Genomic DNA, 16,263 nt, shown 5'->3' on the forward strand with positions numbered 1-16,263 from the left:
CGAATCGTTCCATCCAAAGCTTGAATCACAGCCAAGCACGAATGAGAATCCTGAATCCCAACAGACCCTAGACCGCGGCGGCGCTTTCACCGGCGGCTGCACGGCTTGGTTGTAGCGACAGCCAATTGTATGTAGAGTGTCCGCTGGGGGCTAGTATTTCGATGGACGCAGGTGATTACAGGAAAAGCGCCGATGCCCTCGGCGGGATATTAGACGACGCAACTCGAAGATGGCAGTTCGAGAACATTTGCGGTGAGGCCGTAACTTACGAGCTGGGGGCACAATTCGGTGACGATTGCGCGGAGAAACCTGGTCTTTATGGGTTTCTCCTGAAGAGGATGGCTAAAGCCGCCTCAGATTACGCACTGCCGAAAGAGGCTGATCCGCGTGATTTTGAAGAGAATGTTTTGAATGCTGCTCTAGAGATCGTCAGATCGTTGCGGTTTGCTTTCGTCCGCTATGGCTCGGATAGCTCGTCGCCAAATTTCTGGGACGGCAACGCAAATCCGCTCGACAAAATACGAGCAAAGCAGGTCCCTTATATCGATCGCTCACAGCTTGAATGTGTGATCGGCGACTACTTGGCACTCCCGTATCGTTGCCAAGCTCTGGACCGTTTTCTTGTCCGCGCTCTAATTGCAATGGAACTCTACGCTTTTGGCGACGAGATGCTCAACGAAGAAACATTCGGGCTGTTTCCGGCGAGGTCTCCATTGAAGCAACGCCACGCATTGCTCCAATATTTGAAGGGCCAACTCGTCAATGGCGTTCTCTTCGGCGGAATTGCAGCGCTCGCACTTTGGGCAAGTTCGAGCCGATGGATCGGAGTGAGCACCGCGGAATGGATTGCGGGGGTATGCGGGTTCCTGTTCTTGGCGTTTGCGTCAATAAGCACGTTCGGCCTGCCTTTCTGGTGGTATGCCCAAGCCATGGCGCGGCGGCGCGTTCGGAAATTGCTTGCGACAATGTCTACACTCTACAATGAACAAAGGTCAGATGGCCCGATTAGCGCTCAATATGTTCGGGACCGAGCGAACGACGCGGCTAAACAGGGGGTCGTGTGGCCCGCACCTCTATTTGCGTTGCTGGACGATATTATTTCGCGCACCGGACGCTTCTAGGCGCGTACGACGTCGCCGAAAGAGACGGCGCGTTCCGCGCGGCAATGGAACTGGGCCAAGCATCCAAATGCCATCTATGGGGACAAAATGACACAAGACAAACTCGACGAACTCAACGAACGCGTAGCGTGGCTAGAACGTAAGATGGTTCGGGTGCTTTGGCTCTTGGTATCTGCGACCTCAGGGTTCGCAGGCTTCATGGTCGCCTACACCATCGACAAGTCCCTTGGCTGGCCCTCGATACTTGTAGCGGTCGGGATATGGCTCACGGCTGGGTTCATCTTGCAGCGGCAAGAGTTTAAGGGCGCTCCGAGGCACATCCAATTTATCGACCCTTAATATCTATCGAAGGCTCCGAGCGTCAATTCGGGGCCGCATCTGGTCAACGGCTTCCTGATAACCGCGCCTAATGCCATGGTCGAGCCGATCCACCCCAAGGCCATGCCGGTGATCCTAACCACCGACGAGGAGCGCGACGTGTGGAATGCGAGCGCCGGGGGATGAGGCTAAGGCATTGCAGCGGTCGTTGCCGGAGGACGCGATCAGGATCGTGATGAGCGAGGCGCGAGTTGATGCGCCCTCGCCCCTTGTGGGAGAGGGCTGCTCCGGCCATGTGTATCACCTTCTCGCACAAGGGGAGAAGGTGAAATCAGCATCGCCAGCACACGCCAGCGGAATAACGGGGACTCCGGTGGCGGCGAGAGTTCGGGGGTGTAGCCGGTCAGCTTTTCCAGCAAGAAGCTGTCCATCACCATGCCGCGCCAGACGCGCTCGACGCGTTCGAGCGGCTGGCGCGCGGCGCCCTCCGAATCCAAGAATGGCATCTGGCTGTCGAGCTCGCGCACGACATAGATGCCGGCGTGATCCCTGATGCGGTCCATGCCGGGATCTAGAAAACCCTGGAAGCGGCCGCGCTCGTTGAGCTGGACCACGGGCACGCGGCCGTTGAAGAACCAGCGCAACATCGCATAGGTGCGGTAGTCAGTGGTCGCGATCCATGTCGCGCCTTGCTTCTGCAATTGATCTTCGACGCGCGCGGCGAGTTCTCGGTAGCCGGCCTCGCCGCCGATCGGATCGGTGCGGCCGATGAGATTGAAGGGCGTTGCGACATAATAGACGAACACGCAGACGACGAAGGCGATACCGGAGATCACAGCGATCCGCGCCCAGGAGATGGTCGCGCGGATCATCCATTTCGGAAAACCTTCGCGCGGCAGCATCGCGATGTTGATGGCGGTAGCGGCAAAGCCGGCGGGCCACAGGAACATCGGCCAGGTGTCGCCGACCCGAAGCGTCAGCGACTTCCACAGGAAATAGAAGAACGGCACGATCACCGCGGTCGAGAGCAGGATCGCCACCGGCTCGCGGGTGCGATAGCCGCGCCATGCGGTGAGCGTCACGCCCGACAGCACCACCGGCAACACCACGAATCCGACCAGGCCGAGTTGCAGCGCGAAAAACTCACCCAAAGTGCGGAGCGAGAACGGATGATCCGCGGTGGCGCGCACCGCCTGGAAGCGGAACGACGCCCAATCGTGCTGGTCATTCCAGATCAGCACCGGCGAGAAGGCGAGGATCGCGACCACGACGGCAAGATAAGGATAGGGGCTGGAGAGCCAGCGCCACCGCCAGGACGGCACCAGCATGAACGCCACGACTGCCGGCACCAGCATGATCGCGGTGAATTTCGATAGCAGCGCAAGCCCGCCGAACAGGCCGGCGGCGAGCCACCACCGCCCGTCGCCGCTTTCGGTGAGCCATACCAGCGACCACAACATCGCGACCGCAAACGGAATCATCGCGATGTCGGGCGCGACCTTCGCCATCAACAGGCCGTAGTACAGCGCGGCCTCCGGCAACAGCAGCGCCAGCATGATCGCCCTGAAATCATGGGTGACGCGGCGGACGATGTCGGCGAGCAGGAACTGGGTCACGAGCAGCGCCACAATGCCGGCGAAGCGCGCGCCGAGATTGGTGTCGCCGAAGATCGCGGTGCCGAAGCGGACGAACCAGGCGATCATGGGGGGATGATCGAGGAACGAGAGCACGCTCTCCTTCGACCAGGTCCAGTAATAGGCCTCGTCCGTGCGCAGGTCGAGCACGGCCGCATAGATCAGGCGCAGAACGGTCATCGCCGCGATCAGGGCGATCACGACGGGCCATGATGGCGCGGAGGGATAGTCGTCCGGCGTTGCGCGGCCGGTTTTAAGCGGGATCTTCGTCACGGCCGCGCTTTTCCTAGACTCCCAGCGGGGTGTCAACGTGTCGCGGGAAAAGAATGATAGGCGGGCGTTCCGGCAGGCCGGCCATGGACTGGTGCGCAAACCTGGGCGTGGCGGGCGTGAAATGTGGCCTCTTCCACGAGGGAGAGGCGGATTTGAGAATTCGGAAGCATTATACGATTTGGCTATAATGGAGCGGCACGGGGCCAGGACGGCGTACGAGGCCAGGACGGCGACAGTGTTCGGCAGGGAATAAGGCATTAGATTTGACGATAGTAGCTACGGATCACATGGCCTCCTCTGCGCGCCAGCAATTAAGAGAATTTTTCCGCGGCATCGGCTTGCGGCAGGTTCGGCTCGCCTGCGGCACCATCCTGTTCACCTATCTCGTCAGCCATTTCCTCAATCACGCGCTCGGCAACATCTCGCTGGACGCGCTGGCCTGGGGGATCAACTGGCACATCGCCTTCTGGCAGTTCCCGCCCATCGCCGTCATCTTCTACAGCGCCTGCCTCGTGCATTCTGGGCTCGGCATCTGGGCGCTGTATCAGCGCCGACAGTTCGGCTGGAAGGCGATCGAGCCGCTGCAACTGCTGTTGGGCTTGAGCATTCCTTTCCTGATCATCGCCCATATCGTCGGCGTGCGCCTCGGCCAGACGCTGTACGGGCACGAGAAGCTCTATCCGCAGGAACTCTATCTGTTCTTCATCGGCGCGAGACAGAGGCTGTTGCCGATGCTCGCGGTGCTCGTCATTGCCTGGGTACACGGCTGCATCGGGCTTTATTTCTGGCTGAGGATGCGCCGCTTCTTCAAGCGCGCGGCGCCGTTTCTGCTGGCGGCCGCCGTGCTGATTCCGACGCTGGCGCTGCTTGGCGTCTACCAGGGCGGACGCACCGTGATCGCCGACAGCACCGATCCCGCGTGGCGGCACGACAACCTGTCCGCGCAACATGTCGGCACGCTGGAGCAGGCTGATATGCTCGATCGCATCACCAGCGGCATGACGATCGGCTATGTCGGCCTGCTTGTCCTGGTGCTGCTCGCGCGCGGCGGACGCGCCATCCTCGAGCGGCGCGGCGGCATGATCAGCCTGTCCTACGGCAATGGCCGCATCGTCCGGGTGCCCAAGGGATTGAGCGTGCTGGAGGCGAGCCTGCGCCACAACGTGCCGCATGCCTCCGTCTGCGGCGGCCGCGCGCGCTGCTCGACCTGCCGCATCCGCATCATCGGCGACTGCAGCATGCTGCCCGAACCTTCGCCGCGCGAGGCCTTCGTGCTCAGCCGCGTCGGATCGACCGATCCCTCGATCCGGCTCGCCTGCCAGCTCAAGCCGACCACCGACCTCTCCTTCTTCCAACTCTTCACGCCGCACACGATGTCGGCCACTGCGCATGCGTCGAACCCGACGCGGATCGGGCAAGAGCGCTATCTCGTCAGCCTGTTCGTCGACATGCGCGGCTCGACGCAGCTTGCGGAGACGCGGCTGCCGTTCGACACCGTCTTCATCGTCAACCGCTTCCTCAGCGCGGTGTCGCAGGCGGTGATCGAGAGCGGCGGCCAGCCCAACCAGTTCGTCGGCGACGGCATGCTGGCGCTGTTTGGCCTCGCGAGCAGCCGGCAACAGGCCTGCCGGCAGGCGCTGCGCGCGGCGGCACAGATCGGCAAGAACATCGACGAATTGAACCAGTTCCTGAGCCATGACCTGCCCGAGCCGATCCGCTTCGGCATCGGCATCCATGGCGGCGAGGTGATCGTCGGCGACATCGGCTATCGCGACCACATGGTGTTCACCGCGCTCGGCGACGCCGTCAATGTCGCGGCGCGATTGCAGGACATGACCAAGACGCTTGGCTGCGAAGCCATCTTCTCCGAGGAGGTGCGCATCACCGCGGGCCTCACCGCCGATGCGCTTCCCGAACAGGAAGTCGCGATCCGCGGCCGCAACGAGCCGATGACCGTGCGCACCGTCGACGACACGCGCACACTGTCCGCGCTGGTCAACGGCGATCAGGTCGTTGCGGCCTGATTATCATCTGTTAGTCGCACCGTTCGGCGATCGCTGCCGCATCGTCAACGTCGGCGTGCGCTGATCGTAAGCGCTGACTTACCAAACTCCGGCCGTGACAGATGCCCGAGACTTGCCGCGATTGGCCGATCTTTTCCACGGGAATGAATGGGAAATAGGCAAAACGGCGCAAAAGCGCCGCGAAACGGCGTGTTTCCGCCAAAATCACGCGTGAGCTTTGCGCTACCAAGCGCGACGCAATCTGCGTTATCCTGCGCCTTGCGAACATGCCGGGGTGTGCGGGGACCGGCCCGTTCGTTTTATTATTTGATTTTCCGCCGGAGACGACGTGAATGGCTAAAGGTACTGTAAAATGGTTCAACCCGACCAAGGGCTACGGGTTCATTCAACCCGCATCGGGTGGCAAGGACATATTCGTTCATATCTCAGCGGTTCAGAAGGCCGGCCTTACGACGCTCAATGAAGGGCAGTCGGTCGAGTACGACGAGATCGCCAACCGCGGCCGGACATCGGCGGAGAATTTGAAGGTCTAGCATCATCGACGAAGGTCGCACTCTCGGGGATGCGTCCGGGAGTGACGCCCAAACAAATTGCAACAGAGGGAAACGTTCACAAGGAGCTGAGCGCGCGCATCCGCGCGTCGGCCACTTTCAGTCCTCCGTCACCCATTTGGCGACGGGCATGACGTCCGGCGGCTGCAGATAGCCGCGTGGCCACAGATCGACGGCCCATTCCGCCTTGGTGGCGCGCTCGACCAGCACCGCTGTATTGTGCGGCGTCTGCAGCACCAGCGTGTTGCCGCGGTAATGCGGATCGCCAACGACGTGGTGCTTCAATAGATTCCATTGCTGCAGTACCAAGAGCAGGCTCGTGGTGTTGCGGGTGGTGTCCCAGCAATCGTAATTGTGCTTGTCGTCGAAATAGCGGAAATCGGCTTTCGCTACCCGCTTGTCGGTGCCGATGATCGGACCCATGCGACGGTCGAACCACATCACCGCTTTTTGCACCGCAGCACGCTCGGCCGCCGCGGAGGCGCGGCCCGCATTCATGATCTGCGTCAGCGCGGCGCGGTCGGCGGCGCTGAAATCCAGGATCTCGCGCCGCCGGCAGACGAAGCCGTAGCAGACCGTCATCGCGTTCGCCGAGGGCGGATAGATCGACACCGACGTGTAGAGCGCCTCGACCGCCGCGCTGATCTCGGCGGAAGCCGCAGGATATGCAAAGAGCGCCAGCAGGCCCGCGCAGAAGCCTGCGAGCGTTGAGCGTGGGCCGTGCTGCATCGATCGATCGGTGTCACTCATGAAACCTGCACCCCAGAAGCGTTTTCGAGCGAAGTGGATACCGGTTCGCTTGAAGAAAACGCAACAAAACAAGAATCCAGAGCTTGGGTTCTGATTCCATCAGGACCAGAGCTCCAGGAGGGGTTTGAGGATTAGCGTGGCCTCTCGATCCTGCCAATATGCCGGATAAGAGCCTGTGGATCACATCGCGCGTGGCAGACCTTCCAAATTTTAGCATGTCAATTTGAACATGATCTCCGCGCAAACGCTTCGCGTTTGTCGCGAGGGGAAACCGCCCCCCACTTTTCCGGATCATGCTTTAGTCCAACCCGATCTTGCCCTGCGCCCAATAGGCCTTGGTCTTCACCCGCGATGATGCGACGCCGGCTGCTTTCAAGGCCCGGCTTACGCGCTGGATCGACGATGCCTTGCCTGTAAGAATGAAATGCGCGCCGCTTGCGGCAAGGCGCAACATTTCGGCTTCGGCCGCGGCAAGATGGGCGTCGTCGGCGGTGCGCTCCATCAACGTTGCTTGGCCGAGGCCGATCGCCTCCAGCACCGGCCGCGACTCCGCGACATCCGAGGCCTCGAACACATGGATTGCAGCGTCAGCCTGCGGGCTGTCGCGGAGTGCCGCCGCCAGGCCGAACGAGGTTTCATCGCCGAACAGGACCACCGGCGATTCGAGACCGGATAGATCGAGCGAGCGGCGCGGACCGAAGAATTGGCAGGTGTCGCCTTCGCGCAGGCCGCTTGCCCATCGGCTGCCGGGACCGTCGCCATGCGCGAAGGTGAGCATTCGTGTCCTGCCGCTGTCGGCGTGCCACGACATCGGCGTGTAGGTCCGCGCGCTAAGGCCCGAGCCCATCGAGACCTGGACCTTTTGGCCAGCCGTCCAGGCGACGTTCTTGAGCGCTTCGCTTTCGAGGTCGACCAGCCGAAAGTGCGGCGAGAGCGTCTCGACTGCGGCAACGCGCGCAGGACGCATCAGCCATCGCAGCAACATCCGCGTGACTCGACCCGGCGGGGCGAGCGGCGGCGCAGAATTTTCCGGCCCATGGGCGGGTTGGGTCAAAGGTTCGCTCCTTGCACCGAAATTTCGACGTCGCTGCCGCGCGGATCACTTCGTCTTGACGGTGACTTCGTTGCCGCGCCCCGGATCGAACGACAGCGGCAGTGAGAGATAGCCGTTCTGCGGATCGCGCACGTAGTCGATATAGCCGGAGCCTTCCTCGAACGCGTTCTCGCCGATGATCATCGCGCCGGGCTTCAGGTAGGGCTCCAGCAGCTTGAGAATGGGAAGATAGAGGGTGAAGGCGCCGTCGAGCATCACCATGTCGATGTCGCCGCCGACGCCGGGTTTGAGGGTTTCCCGCGCGTCGCCAACCCGAAACTCGACCAGATCGGCCAGCCCGGCGCCGGCGACGTTCGCCTGCGCCTGCGCGACCTTGCTGGGCTCGAGATCGGTCCCGATCAGGCGGCCGCCGCCCATGTCGCGCAACGCCGCCGCCATGTAGATGGCGGAAACCCCCATTGAAGAGCCGAACTCCACGATGCGCTTGGCCTTGCAGCTACGGGCGCACATGTAGAGAAACCGCCCGAATTCCGGGGAGACATTCAGGAAATTGCCAGCGAGGCCGTGATAGAGTCCCGTCAGATCCTTGGTCTCAGCTTCGATGAACTGGCTGATCGCCTCGCCATTGGTCGCCTCGCTCATGTAAACCTGCATCAGCGGCGCGTCGGCGGCTTCCGCTTCCTGATGAAGACGTTGGAGAACCTCCGCGACCGGGCCGCTGCTGAGTGAATCCATGTTCCGGGCTCTTCTCTCTTTGTTTGAGCATGATCTCCGCGCAAACGCTTCGCGTTTGTCGCGAGGGAAAACCGGTTTCCACTTTTCCAAATCATGCTCTGGAATGCGCCCGCCGGCGCGCCAGCGTGTTAGCGTCAGAGCCAGGATAGGAAATTGCCGACCTGACCGCATTCCGCAAACGGGACAAAATATTGCGATTTCTGGTCAACACCAGCGTGGGGATTTGTCCGAAGCCGGACAGAGATCACGCGGCAATGCGGCGGTCCGCCAGATATCGGGCGGGCGGCTTGCCAAGGGCCTTGCGGAACATGGTGACGAAGGCGCTCGCGCCCTCATAGCCGAGATCGAGCGCCACGGTCTGGACTGACGCCCCTTCGGCGAGACGCTGCAGCGCAATGAGGATGTGGAGCTGCCGGCGCCAGCGGCCGAAGCTCATGCCGGTCTCGCGTTTCAGGGCGCGGGTCAAGGTCCGCGGGGCGACGGCCATGCGCCGGCCCCAGTCGTCGATCGTCGCGCGGTCGGAAGGGTCGGCCATCATCGCGGCGGCGATCCTACGCAGCCTGGCATCGACCGGCATCGGAAAGTTCAGCTTCTCGACGGGCGCCAGCGACAGTTGGTCGAGCAGCACAGTGGCGATCCGGCCGTCGGCGCCATCGACATCGTACAGGACCGGCATCTGGGCAACGTGCAGCAGCAAACGCTCCAGCAACGGCGAGATCGACAGCGTGCAGCATCGCCTGGGCAGCGCCGGCGCCGCATCCGGTTCGACGAACAGGCAATATACCTCGACATTTCCGGCGAGGGACACGCTGTGGGGAAGATTGCCGGGAATCCACACCGCACAGCGCGGCGGCACGATCCAGACACCTTGGTCGGCTTCGCACCTAACGACGCCCCGCAAGGTCAGGACAAGCTGGGCCTTCCGATGCTCGTGCATGGCGAGCTCCATGCCCTTCGTGACCATGTAGCCGCCGAAAACGGCGACGGCCCGTGGCACGTCCTCCGGAGAGAAACCGACGCCATCCGCGGAGTCGAGGTCGTTTTCCTCGTGACGATAGAACGGCATGGCGGGTGACGATCGATCCGAATGCGATTGACCAGATCAGACAATATCAGTCCGCGATTGCGACTTTCAACACGGAGGCCCCTAGGAGACCGGCAGCGGCGCGTCGCGCTTGACCTCTTCCATCACGGCGTAAGTGCGCGTCTCCTTCACGCCGGGGAGCGCGAGCAGGCTCTCGCCGAGGAAGCGGCGATAGGCGGTCATGTCGGCGACGCGCGCCTTGACCAGATAATCGAAGCCGCCGGCCACCATGTGGCACTCCAGGACTTCCGGCGCGGCCCGCACGGCGTGGGCGAATTTTTCGAAGACATCAGGCGTGGTCTTGTCGAGCATCACCTCGACGAACACGAGCAGCCCGAGGCCGAGCCGGTGCGGATTGAGGCGGGCACCGAACCCCTCGACAAATCCCTCGCGGTGCAGCCGTTTCAGCCGCTCGCCGACCGAGGTCGGGGACAGGCCAATGCGCTCTGCCAGCTCGACATTGGCGATTCGGCCGTCGTCCTGCAGAATTTCGAGGATTTTGCGGTCTATTTTATCAAGTTCCGGCATATATCAGCCATAGCGCCTATATTTCCTGATTTTCTAAGCCATATGTACGAATTTGTCTATCGAAATACGGTTCGGATGGAAGTAACGTCTTGGTGGGTCTGAGGAAAACGCCATGCCGGTCGAATACGCTTCTCTTCCACCTTTCAGCGCGGCCTATGCGCCGGACGATGTCGCGATCGCGGCGCGGCTGCTGTTGGATGCGCGGCTTGGCGCGGAGCAGGAAGCACGGATCGACGCCACCGCGACGCGGCTGATCGAGGCGATCCGCACCAATGACGATCCGCTGGGCGGCATCGAGGACATGCTGCGCGAATTCGCGCTCTCAACGAAGGAGGGCCTGGCGCTGATGGTGCTGGCGGAAGCCCTGCTGCGCGTGCCCGATGCGCGCACCGCCGACCTGTTCATCGAGGACAAGCTGGCTCAGGGCGATTTCGTCCGTCACGAGACCAAATCGAGCGCGTTCCTGGTCAATGCCTCGGCCTGGGCGCTCGGCATGTCCGCGCGCGTGATCCAGCCCGGCGAGACCCCGCAGGGCACGATCGGACGACTGACAAAACGGCTCGGCGCGCCGGCGGTGCGCGCCGCCACGCGTCAGGCGATGCGGCTGATGGGCAGCCACTTCGTGCTCGGCGAGACCATCGAGGCAGCGCTGTCGCGGGCGAATTCGCAGTCGGCTGAGAGGCCGCGCTATTCCTTCGACATGCTCGGCGAAGGTGCGCGCACCGCCGAGGATGCCGAACGCTACTTCAACTCCTATGCGCGCGCGATCGAGGCGATCGGGCGCGCGGCGGACAACCGTCCCCTGCCCGACCGGCCCGGCATTTCCGTCAAACTCTCTGCCCTGCATCCGCGCTTCGAGGCGGTGAGCCACGGTCGCGTGATGCGCGAGCTGGTGCCGCGGCTGGTCGAACTTGCGCGGCAGGCCAAGGCCTTCAACCTGAACTTCACCGTCGATGCCGAGGAAGCCGACCGGCTGGAATTGTCGCTCGACGTGATCGCCGCGGCGTTTGCCGACGATGCGCTTGCCGGCTGGGACGGCTTCGGCCTCGCGATTCAGGCCTATCAAAAGCGCGCCGGTGAGGTGATCGACTATGTCGACCAGCTCGCGCGAAGCGCGAACCGCCGGATGATGGTGCGGCTGGTCAAGGGCGCCTATTGGGACACCGAGATCAAGCGCGCGCAGGAGCGCGGGCTCGACGACTATCCGGTGTTCACCCGCAAGACGTTGACCGATTTGAACTACATCGCCTGCGCAAGGAAGCTGTTGGCGTTGCGGCCGCGTCTGTTTCCGCAATTCGCGACCCACAACGCGCTCACCGTCGCGACCATTCTGGAGCTCGCCGGCGACGGCAGCAGCTTCGAATTCCAGCGCCTGCATGGCATGGGCGAAGCGCTTTATGCGCAGCTTGCCATGGACCGTCCCGACATCGCCTTCCGCACCTATGCGCCGGTCGGCAGCCATCGCGACCTGCTCGCCTATCTGGTGCGGCGCTTGCTCGAGAACGGCGCCAATTCGTCCTTCGTCGCGCTCGCGGCCGATGAGGCGGTGCCCGTAAAGACATTGCTGCGCCGGCCGGCCGACATCATCGGCACGGCAGAGCATGCGCGGCATCCGAACATCCCGCTGCCGCAGGATCTCTATCGGCCGGAGCGGCAGAATTCGCGCGGCATCGAGTTCGGCGAACGCGCCGCACTGAATCGCCTGTTATCGGCGATCGGCACCGAAACAGTGCCGGCTGGACGTATCGTCGAATCGACTGCGGAAAAAGCGAATGCTGCGGTCGCCGCGGCGCGCCGCGGTTTTGCCCGCTGGAGCCGGACGCCGGCCGAGACGCGCGCGAAAATCCTCGAACGCGCCGCGGAGCTCCTGCAGCAACGCGCCGCGCATTTCATCGCGCTGCTGCAGCGCGAAGGCGGCAAGACGCTGGATGACGCGCTCTCCGAGGTGCGGGAGGCTACCGATTTCTGCCGCTACTACGCCGCGCAGGGTCGCAAGCTGTTCGGCGACGGCGAGGCGATGCCGGGACCGACCGGTGAGAGCAACGTGCTCGTCTTGCGCGGCCGCGGCGTCTTCGTCGCAATCTCGCCGTGGAATTTTCCATTGGCGATCTTCCTAGGGCAGGTGACGGCCGCATTGATTGCGGGCAATTCGGTGGTGGCAAAGCCGGCCGAGCAGACGCCGTTGATCGCGTCTGAGGCGGTAGCGCTACTGCACGAGGCGGGCGTGCCCGCTTCTGCCCTGCAGCTCGTGCAGGGCGACGGCCGGATCGGCGCGGCACTGGTGGCGCATCCGGACATCGCGGGCGTCGTCTTCACCGGCTCGACCGAAGTCGCGCGTTCGATCAACCGCACGCTGGCCGCCAAGGATGGCCCGATCGTGCCGCTGATCGCGGAGACCGGCGGCATCAATGCGATGATCGTCGATGCCACCGCGCTCCCCGAGCAGGTTGCCGACGACGTCGTGACCTCGGCGTTCCGCTCCGCCGGACAGCGCTGTTCGGCGCTGCGGCTGCTATTCGTCCAGGACGACGTCGCCGACCGCACGATCGAGATGATCGCCGGCGCCGCGCGCGAATTGAGACTCGGCGATCCCACCGATCCCTCAACCCACGTCGGACCGGTGATCGATGCGGAAGCAAAACAGCGGCTCGATGCGCACATCGCACGGATGAAGCGGGAGGCGCGCGTGCATTTCGCCGGCACTGCGCCGGAGGGCAATTTCGTCGCGCCGCACATCTTCGAACTGGCGAGCGCAAGCCAGCTCACCGAGGAGGTGTTCGGCCCGATCCTGCACGTGGTGCGCTACCGCGCGGAAAATCTTGGTGACGTGCTGCGCGCGATCGAGGCGACGGGCTACGGACTGACGCTCGGCATCCACTCGCGCATCGACGACGCCGTCGAGGATATCGTCGAGCGCCTTTCGGTCGGTAACATCTACGTCAACCGCAACATGATCGGCGCCGTCGTCGGCGTGCAGCCGTTCGGCGGTTGCGGCCTCTCCGGCACCGGTCCCAAGGCGGGCGGCCCGCATTATTTGGCGCGGTTTGCGACCGAGCAGACAGTGACCGTCAACACGGCCGCCGCCGGTGGCAATGCGGCGCTGCTCGCGGGCGGGGAGTAGCCAGTTTCGTAGTGTGGGCAAAGCGCAGCGTGCCGACCAAGGGTGGGCACGCTAACGCTTTGCCCACCCTACGGCACCGCGGTCGTCGCGAACCCGTTGCATCCCCCACCCTACATGGGTCAAATGTCGCTTCCTCGGGATCATCGGCAGCGGTAATTCCGCCTCACGAACAACAGCAACAAACGTCACGGGAGCGACGGCACGATGGAAAAAGGTATCTTTGAAGGCTTGAAGGTTCTGGACTGCGCGAGCTTCATTGCGGCGCCGGCGGCCGCGACCGTGCTGTCCGACTTCGGGGCCGATGTGATCAAGATCGAGCCACCCGGGGCCGGCGATCCCTACCGCAACCTGCCGAACCTGCCCGGCTATCCCCATACCGAGCACAATTTCGCCTGGCTCCTGGAGGCGCGCAACAAGAAGAGCCTGGCGCTCGACCTCACCAAGCCGGAGGCGCAGGCGGTGCTGTACAAGCTCGTCGCCGAGGCCGACGTCTTCATCACCAACATGCCGCCGCAGGTGCGCGCCAAGCTCGGCATCACCCATGACCACCTCGCCCACCTCAACGACCGCCTGATCTACGCCTCCTTCACCGGCTATGGCGAAAAGGGCGAGGAAGCCAACAAGCCGGGCTTCGACAGCAACGCCTATTGGGCTCGCTCCGGCCTGATGGACCTGGTGCGCGCCGATGAGGACACCACGCCGGCGCGCTCCGTCGCCGGCATGGGCGACCACCCCTGCGCGATGGCGTTCTACGGCGCGATCGTCACCGCGCTGTTCAAGCGCGAGCGCACCGGCAAGGGCTCGCATGTCTCGACCAACCTGATGGCGAATGGCGTCTGGGCCAACAGCGTGCTGGCACAGGCAAAGCTTTGCGGCGCGAAATTCTCCAAGCGCAAGCCGCGCGAAGAGGCGCTGAACGCGGTGACCAACCACTACAAGTGCAAGGACGGCCGCTGGATCATCCTGTCGCTGCTCAACGAGGAGCGGCAATGGCCGACGCTGGCGCGCTGCCTCGGCCGCGAGGACCTCGTCACCGACGAGCGTTTCGCCACCAAGGCCGGCCGCCATGCGCGCTCGGTGGAACTGATCAAGATCCTCGACGAAATCTTCGTAACCAGAGACCTCGCCGAGTGGCGCAAGATCCTCGACGGCAATGGCCTCGTGTTCGGCGTGGTCGGCATCCTCGACGACATCCCTGATGACAAGCAGATGATCGAGAACGAGGTGCTGGTGCGGTTCGAGAACGACACCATGCTGACCGTCAACAGCCCGATCTTCATCGATGGAGAGAAAAAGGTGCAGCCGCGCAAGCCGCCGGAAGTCGGCGAGCACTCCGACGAGATCCTGCGGCAGGCGGGCTATGACGAGGCCGCGATCAGCAAGCTGCGCGCAAGCGGCGCGGTGGCGTGATCGCCGACCCTTCCTTCTCCCCTTGTGGGAGAAGGTGGCGCGAAGCGCCGGATGAGTGGTTGTCTCCGCAGGCACCTGAGCGCGTGGAGAGAACCCCTCACCCAAACGAACTTGTGGCCAATGGCTGAGCTGCCCTCTCCCACAAGGGGAGAGGGCGCAACGATTGGCGCCGTCGTCGCGAAGTAAGCTCGTAGGCTCACTTCTTCCCAATCAACCCCTCGACCAGTTCCAGCAGCGCCGCCCTGGTCTCCTGCCGGAAGCTGCGGCGCGGGATGGCGAGTTGCTGCAACAGGATTCCGATCAGCGTGGCAACGAACAGCTCAGCATGCGCGCGTGGGCTCGTCGAGCCGGCTGCGCGCAGCGCGAGCTCGGAGCTCTGCCGCCAGGTGTCGAACCATTCGGCCACGATGGACCGGTAGCGCTCGCTGCGCGCGGCGGCCAGGAACACCTCGTAACAGGCAATGTGAATGTCGGGTTGGGTCTTGAGTTCCTGGCCATACCAGCCGACGAGTTCCTCGATCCAGGCTTCGACATCGAACGCCTTGCTTTGCAGGCTGAGCGATAGCGCCTGCAGCCGTCCAACCTCTCGCGTCAATGCGAAACGCAGCGCAGCGTCGACCAGGATATCGCGTGTGGCAAAATGATGTGTTACGGCGCCGAGCGACATGCCGGCTTCGGCCGCGACTGCGCGATGGGTCACGCGATCGATCCCGGAACGGCCGACGATGCGAAGGGTCGCTTCCATCAGCGGACGCTCGCGCGCGGTTATCTCCTGGTCGGCCTGCTTCGCCAATTTGACTCCCGTTGCATTGCTGCATTGCGCAGTATACAGAACAAATGTTCTGTTTTTCGAATTGTACGTATCGTAACTTGCACTGGCAAGTCGGACCGACGAACAGGAGCGCCCTATGCCTACCTACCGGCTACACTACTTCCCGGAGTCGGGGAACAGCTACAAGCTCGCGCTCATGCTGACGTTGTGCGGCGAGACGTTCGAGGGCGTGTGGACCGATTTCGGCGGCGGTGTGACGCGGACCGCGGAATGGCGCGCCAACGTCAACCCGATGGGCGAGATTCCGGTGCTGGAGGAGGACGGCGTGCGCCTGACCCAGACGGCGCCGATCCTTTTGAAGCTCGCCGAGCAATATGGCCGGTTCGGCGCCGGCAATGCGCAGGAGCAGTTCGAGCTGCTGCGCTGGCTGTTCTGGGACAATCACAAGCTCACCGGCTACATGGCGACCTACCGCTTCCAACGCACCTTCATGCCGTCATCCAATCCGGACGTGCTGAAGTTTCTGCGCGGCCGGATCGATGACTATCTCGGCATCCTCAATCGGCATCTGCAGGACCAAGCCTTCGTGATCGGCGAGCGGCCGACGGTGACCGATTTCTCGATGATGGCCTATCTGCATTATCCGAGCGATGAGACCGGCTATGAGTTCGCCAAGAGCCATCCGGCCATTCATGCGTGGCTCGGCCGCATCGCGGCGCTCCCGGGTTGGAAGTCGGCTTACGACTTGTTGCCGGGAAAACGGCTGAAGCATTACGCGTGAGGTCCCTTCTCCCCTTGTGGGAGAAGGTGGCGCGAAGCGCCGGATGAGCGACTATCTGGATTGTCAAGTTGCATTGGCGTAAGCGGCACGCGCCTCGCGTGCTTTGG

The 16,263-nt window shown here is 63.1% G+C and carries 13 protein-coding genes and 1 pseudogene; 7 read left to right on the plus strand and 7 right to left on the minus strand.

Features of this window, described 5'->3' with window-relative positions; genetic code table 11:
- Positions 1-161: 161 nt before the first annotated feature.
- Together OZ411_RS40905 and OZ411_RS40910 are read left to right on the plus strand one after the other, a co-directional pair.
- Positions 162-1,121, plus strand: coding sequence for a hypothetical protein (locus OZ411_RS40905; protein ID WP_282532488.1), 960 nt, complete (start codon positions 162-164; stop codon positions 1,119-1,121).
- 345 nt (positions 1,122-1,466) lie between these two features.
- Positions 1,467-1,674, plus strand: a pseudogene (locus OZ411_RS40910) (hypothetical protein); the annotation flags it as partial.
- On the opposite strand, the gene OZ411_RS40915 reads toward OZ411_RS40910, so the two are convergent.
- Positions 1,664-3,253, minus strand: coding sequence for a glycosyltransferase family 39 protein (locus OZ411_RS40915; protein WP_282532499.1), 1,590 nt, complete (start codon positions 3,251-3,253; stop codon positions 1,664-1,666). The pseudogene OZ411_RS40910 and the gene OZ411_RS40915 overlap by 11 nt on opposite strands.
- A gap of 380 nt (positions 3,254-3,633) precedes the next feature.
- Between OZ411_RS40915 and OZ411_RS40920 the strand changes: the two genes are divergently transcribed.
- Together OZ411_RS40920 and OZ411_RS40925 are read left to right on the plus strand one after the other, a co-directional pair.
- Entirely contained in the window at positions 3,634-5,370 is a 1,737-nt protein-coding gene (locus OZ411_RS40920; RefSeq protein WP_282532489.1) for an adenylate/guanylate cyclase domain-containing protein, read from the plus strand.
- Between the two features lie 332 nt (positions 5,371-5,702).
- Positions 5,703-5,903, plus strand: a complete 201-nt coding sequence (locus OZ411_RS40925; RefSeq protein WP_130583670.1) for a cold-shock protein — start codon at positions 5,703-5,705, stop codon at positions 5,901-5,903.
- A 117-nt stretch (positions 5,904-6,020) separates the two neighbouring features.
- On the opposite strand, the gene OZ411_RS40930 is transcribed toward OZ411_RS40925, so the two are convergent.
- The 5 genes from OZ411_RS40930 to OZ411_RS40950 form a co-directional block, all read right to left on the minus strand.
- Positions 6,021-6,671 carry a hypothetical protein gene (locus tag OZ411_RS40930; RefSeq protein WP_282532490.1) on the minus strand — a complete coding sequence of 217 codons (651 nt, stop codon included), beginning with the start codon at positions 6,669-6,671 and terminating at the stop codon, positions 6,021-6,023.
- A gap of 298 nt (positions 6,672-6,969) precedes the next feature.
- A complete protein-coding gene (locus OZ411_RS40935) occupies positions 6,970-7,656 on the minus strand; it encodes a siderophore-interacting protein (RefSeq protein WP_282532491.1) in 687 nt (228 codons plus the stop codon).
- Positions 7,657-7,770: 114 nt separating this feature from the next.
- Positions 7,771-8,460, minus strand: a complete 690-nt coding sequence (locus tag OZ411_RS40940) for a class I SAM-dependent methyltransferase (protein WP_282532492.1) — start codon at positions 8,458-8,460, stop codon at positions 7,771-7,773.
- A gap of 244 nt (positions 8,461-8,704) precedes the next feature.
- Entirely contained in the window at positions 8,705-9,526 is an 822-nt protein-coding gene (locus OZ411_RS40945) for a helix-turn-helix transcriptional regulator (protein ID WP_282532493.1), read from the minus strand.
- An 81-nt stretch (positions 9,527-9,607) separates the two neighbouring features.
- Positions 9,608-10,072 (minus strand): Lrp/AsnC ligand binding domain-containing protein, encoded by a 465-nt coding sequence (locus OZ411_RS40950; protein WP_282532494.1) that lies wholly within the window; start codon positions 10,070-10,072, stop codon positions 9,608-9,610.
- A 112-nt stretch (positions 10,073-10,184) separates the two neighbouring features.
- Between OZ411_RS40950 and putA the strand changes: the two genes are divergently transcribed.
- Together putA and OZ411_RS40960 are read left to right on the plus strand one after the other, a co-directional pair.
- A complete protein-coding gene (gene putA / locus OZ411_RS40955; protein ID WP_282532495.1) occupies positions 10,185-13,193 on the plus strand; it encodes a bifunctional proline dehydrogenase/L-glutamate gamma-semialdehyde dehydrogenase PutA in 3,009 nt (1,002 codons plus the stop codon).
- Positions 13,194-13,397: 204 nt separating this feature from the next.
- Positions 13,398-14,603, plus strand: coding sequence for a CoA transferase (locus OZ411_RS40960; RefSeq protein ID WP_282532496.1), 1,206 nt, complete (start codon positions 13,398-13,400; stop codon positions 14,601-14,603).
- Between the two features lie 196 nt (positions 14,604-14,799).
- Here OZ411_RS40960 and OZ411_RS40965 read toward each other — a convergent pair whose 3' ends face one another.
- Positions 14,800-15,396: a TetR family transcriptional regulator gene (locus tag OZ411_RS40965; protein ID WP_282532497.1), complete on the minus strand. Its 597-nt coding sequence runs from the start codon at positions 15,394-15,396 to the stop codon at positions 14,800-14,802.
- A 115-nt stretch (positions 15,397-15,511) separates the two neighbouring features.
- On the opposite strand from OZ411_RS40965, the gene OZ411_RS40970 reads away from it, so the two are divergent.
- Positions 15,512-16,156 carry a glutathione S-transferase family protein gene (locus OZ411_RS40970; protein ID WP_282532498.1) on the plus strand — a complete coding sequence of 215 codons (645 nt, stop codon included), beginning with the start codon at positions 15,512-15,514 and terminating at the stop codon, positions 16,154-16,156.
- Positions 16,157-16,263 lie beyond the last annotated feature (107 nt).

This window comes from Bradyrhizobium sp. Arg237L, from assembly GCF_029990105.1.
In the GTDB taxonomy this organism is placed as follows: Bacteria; Pseudomonadota; Alphaproteobacteria; order Rhizobiales; family Xanthobacteraceae; genus Bradyrhizobium.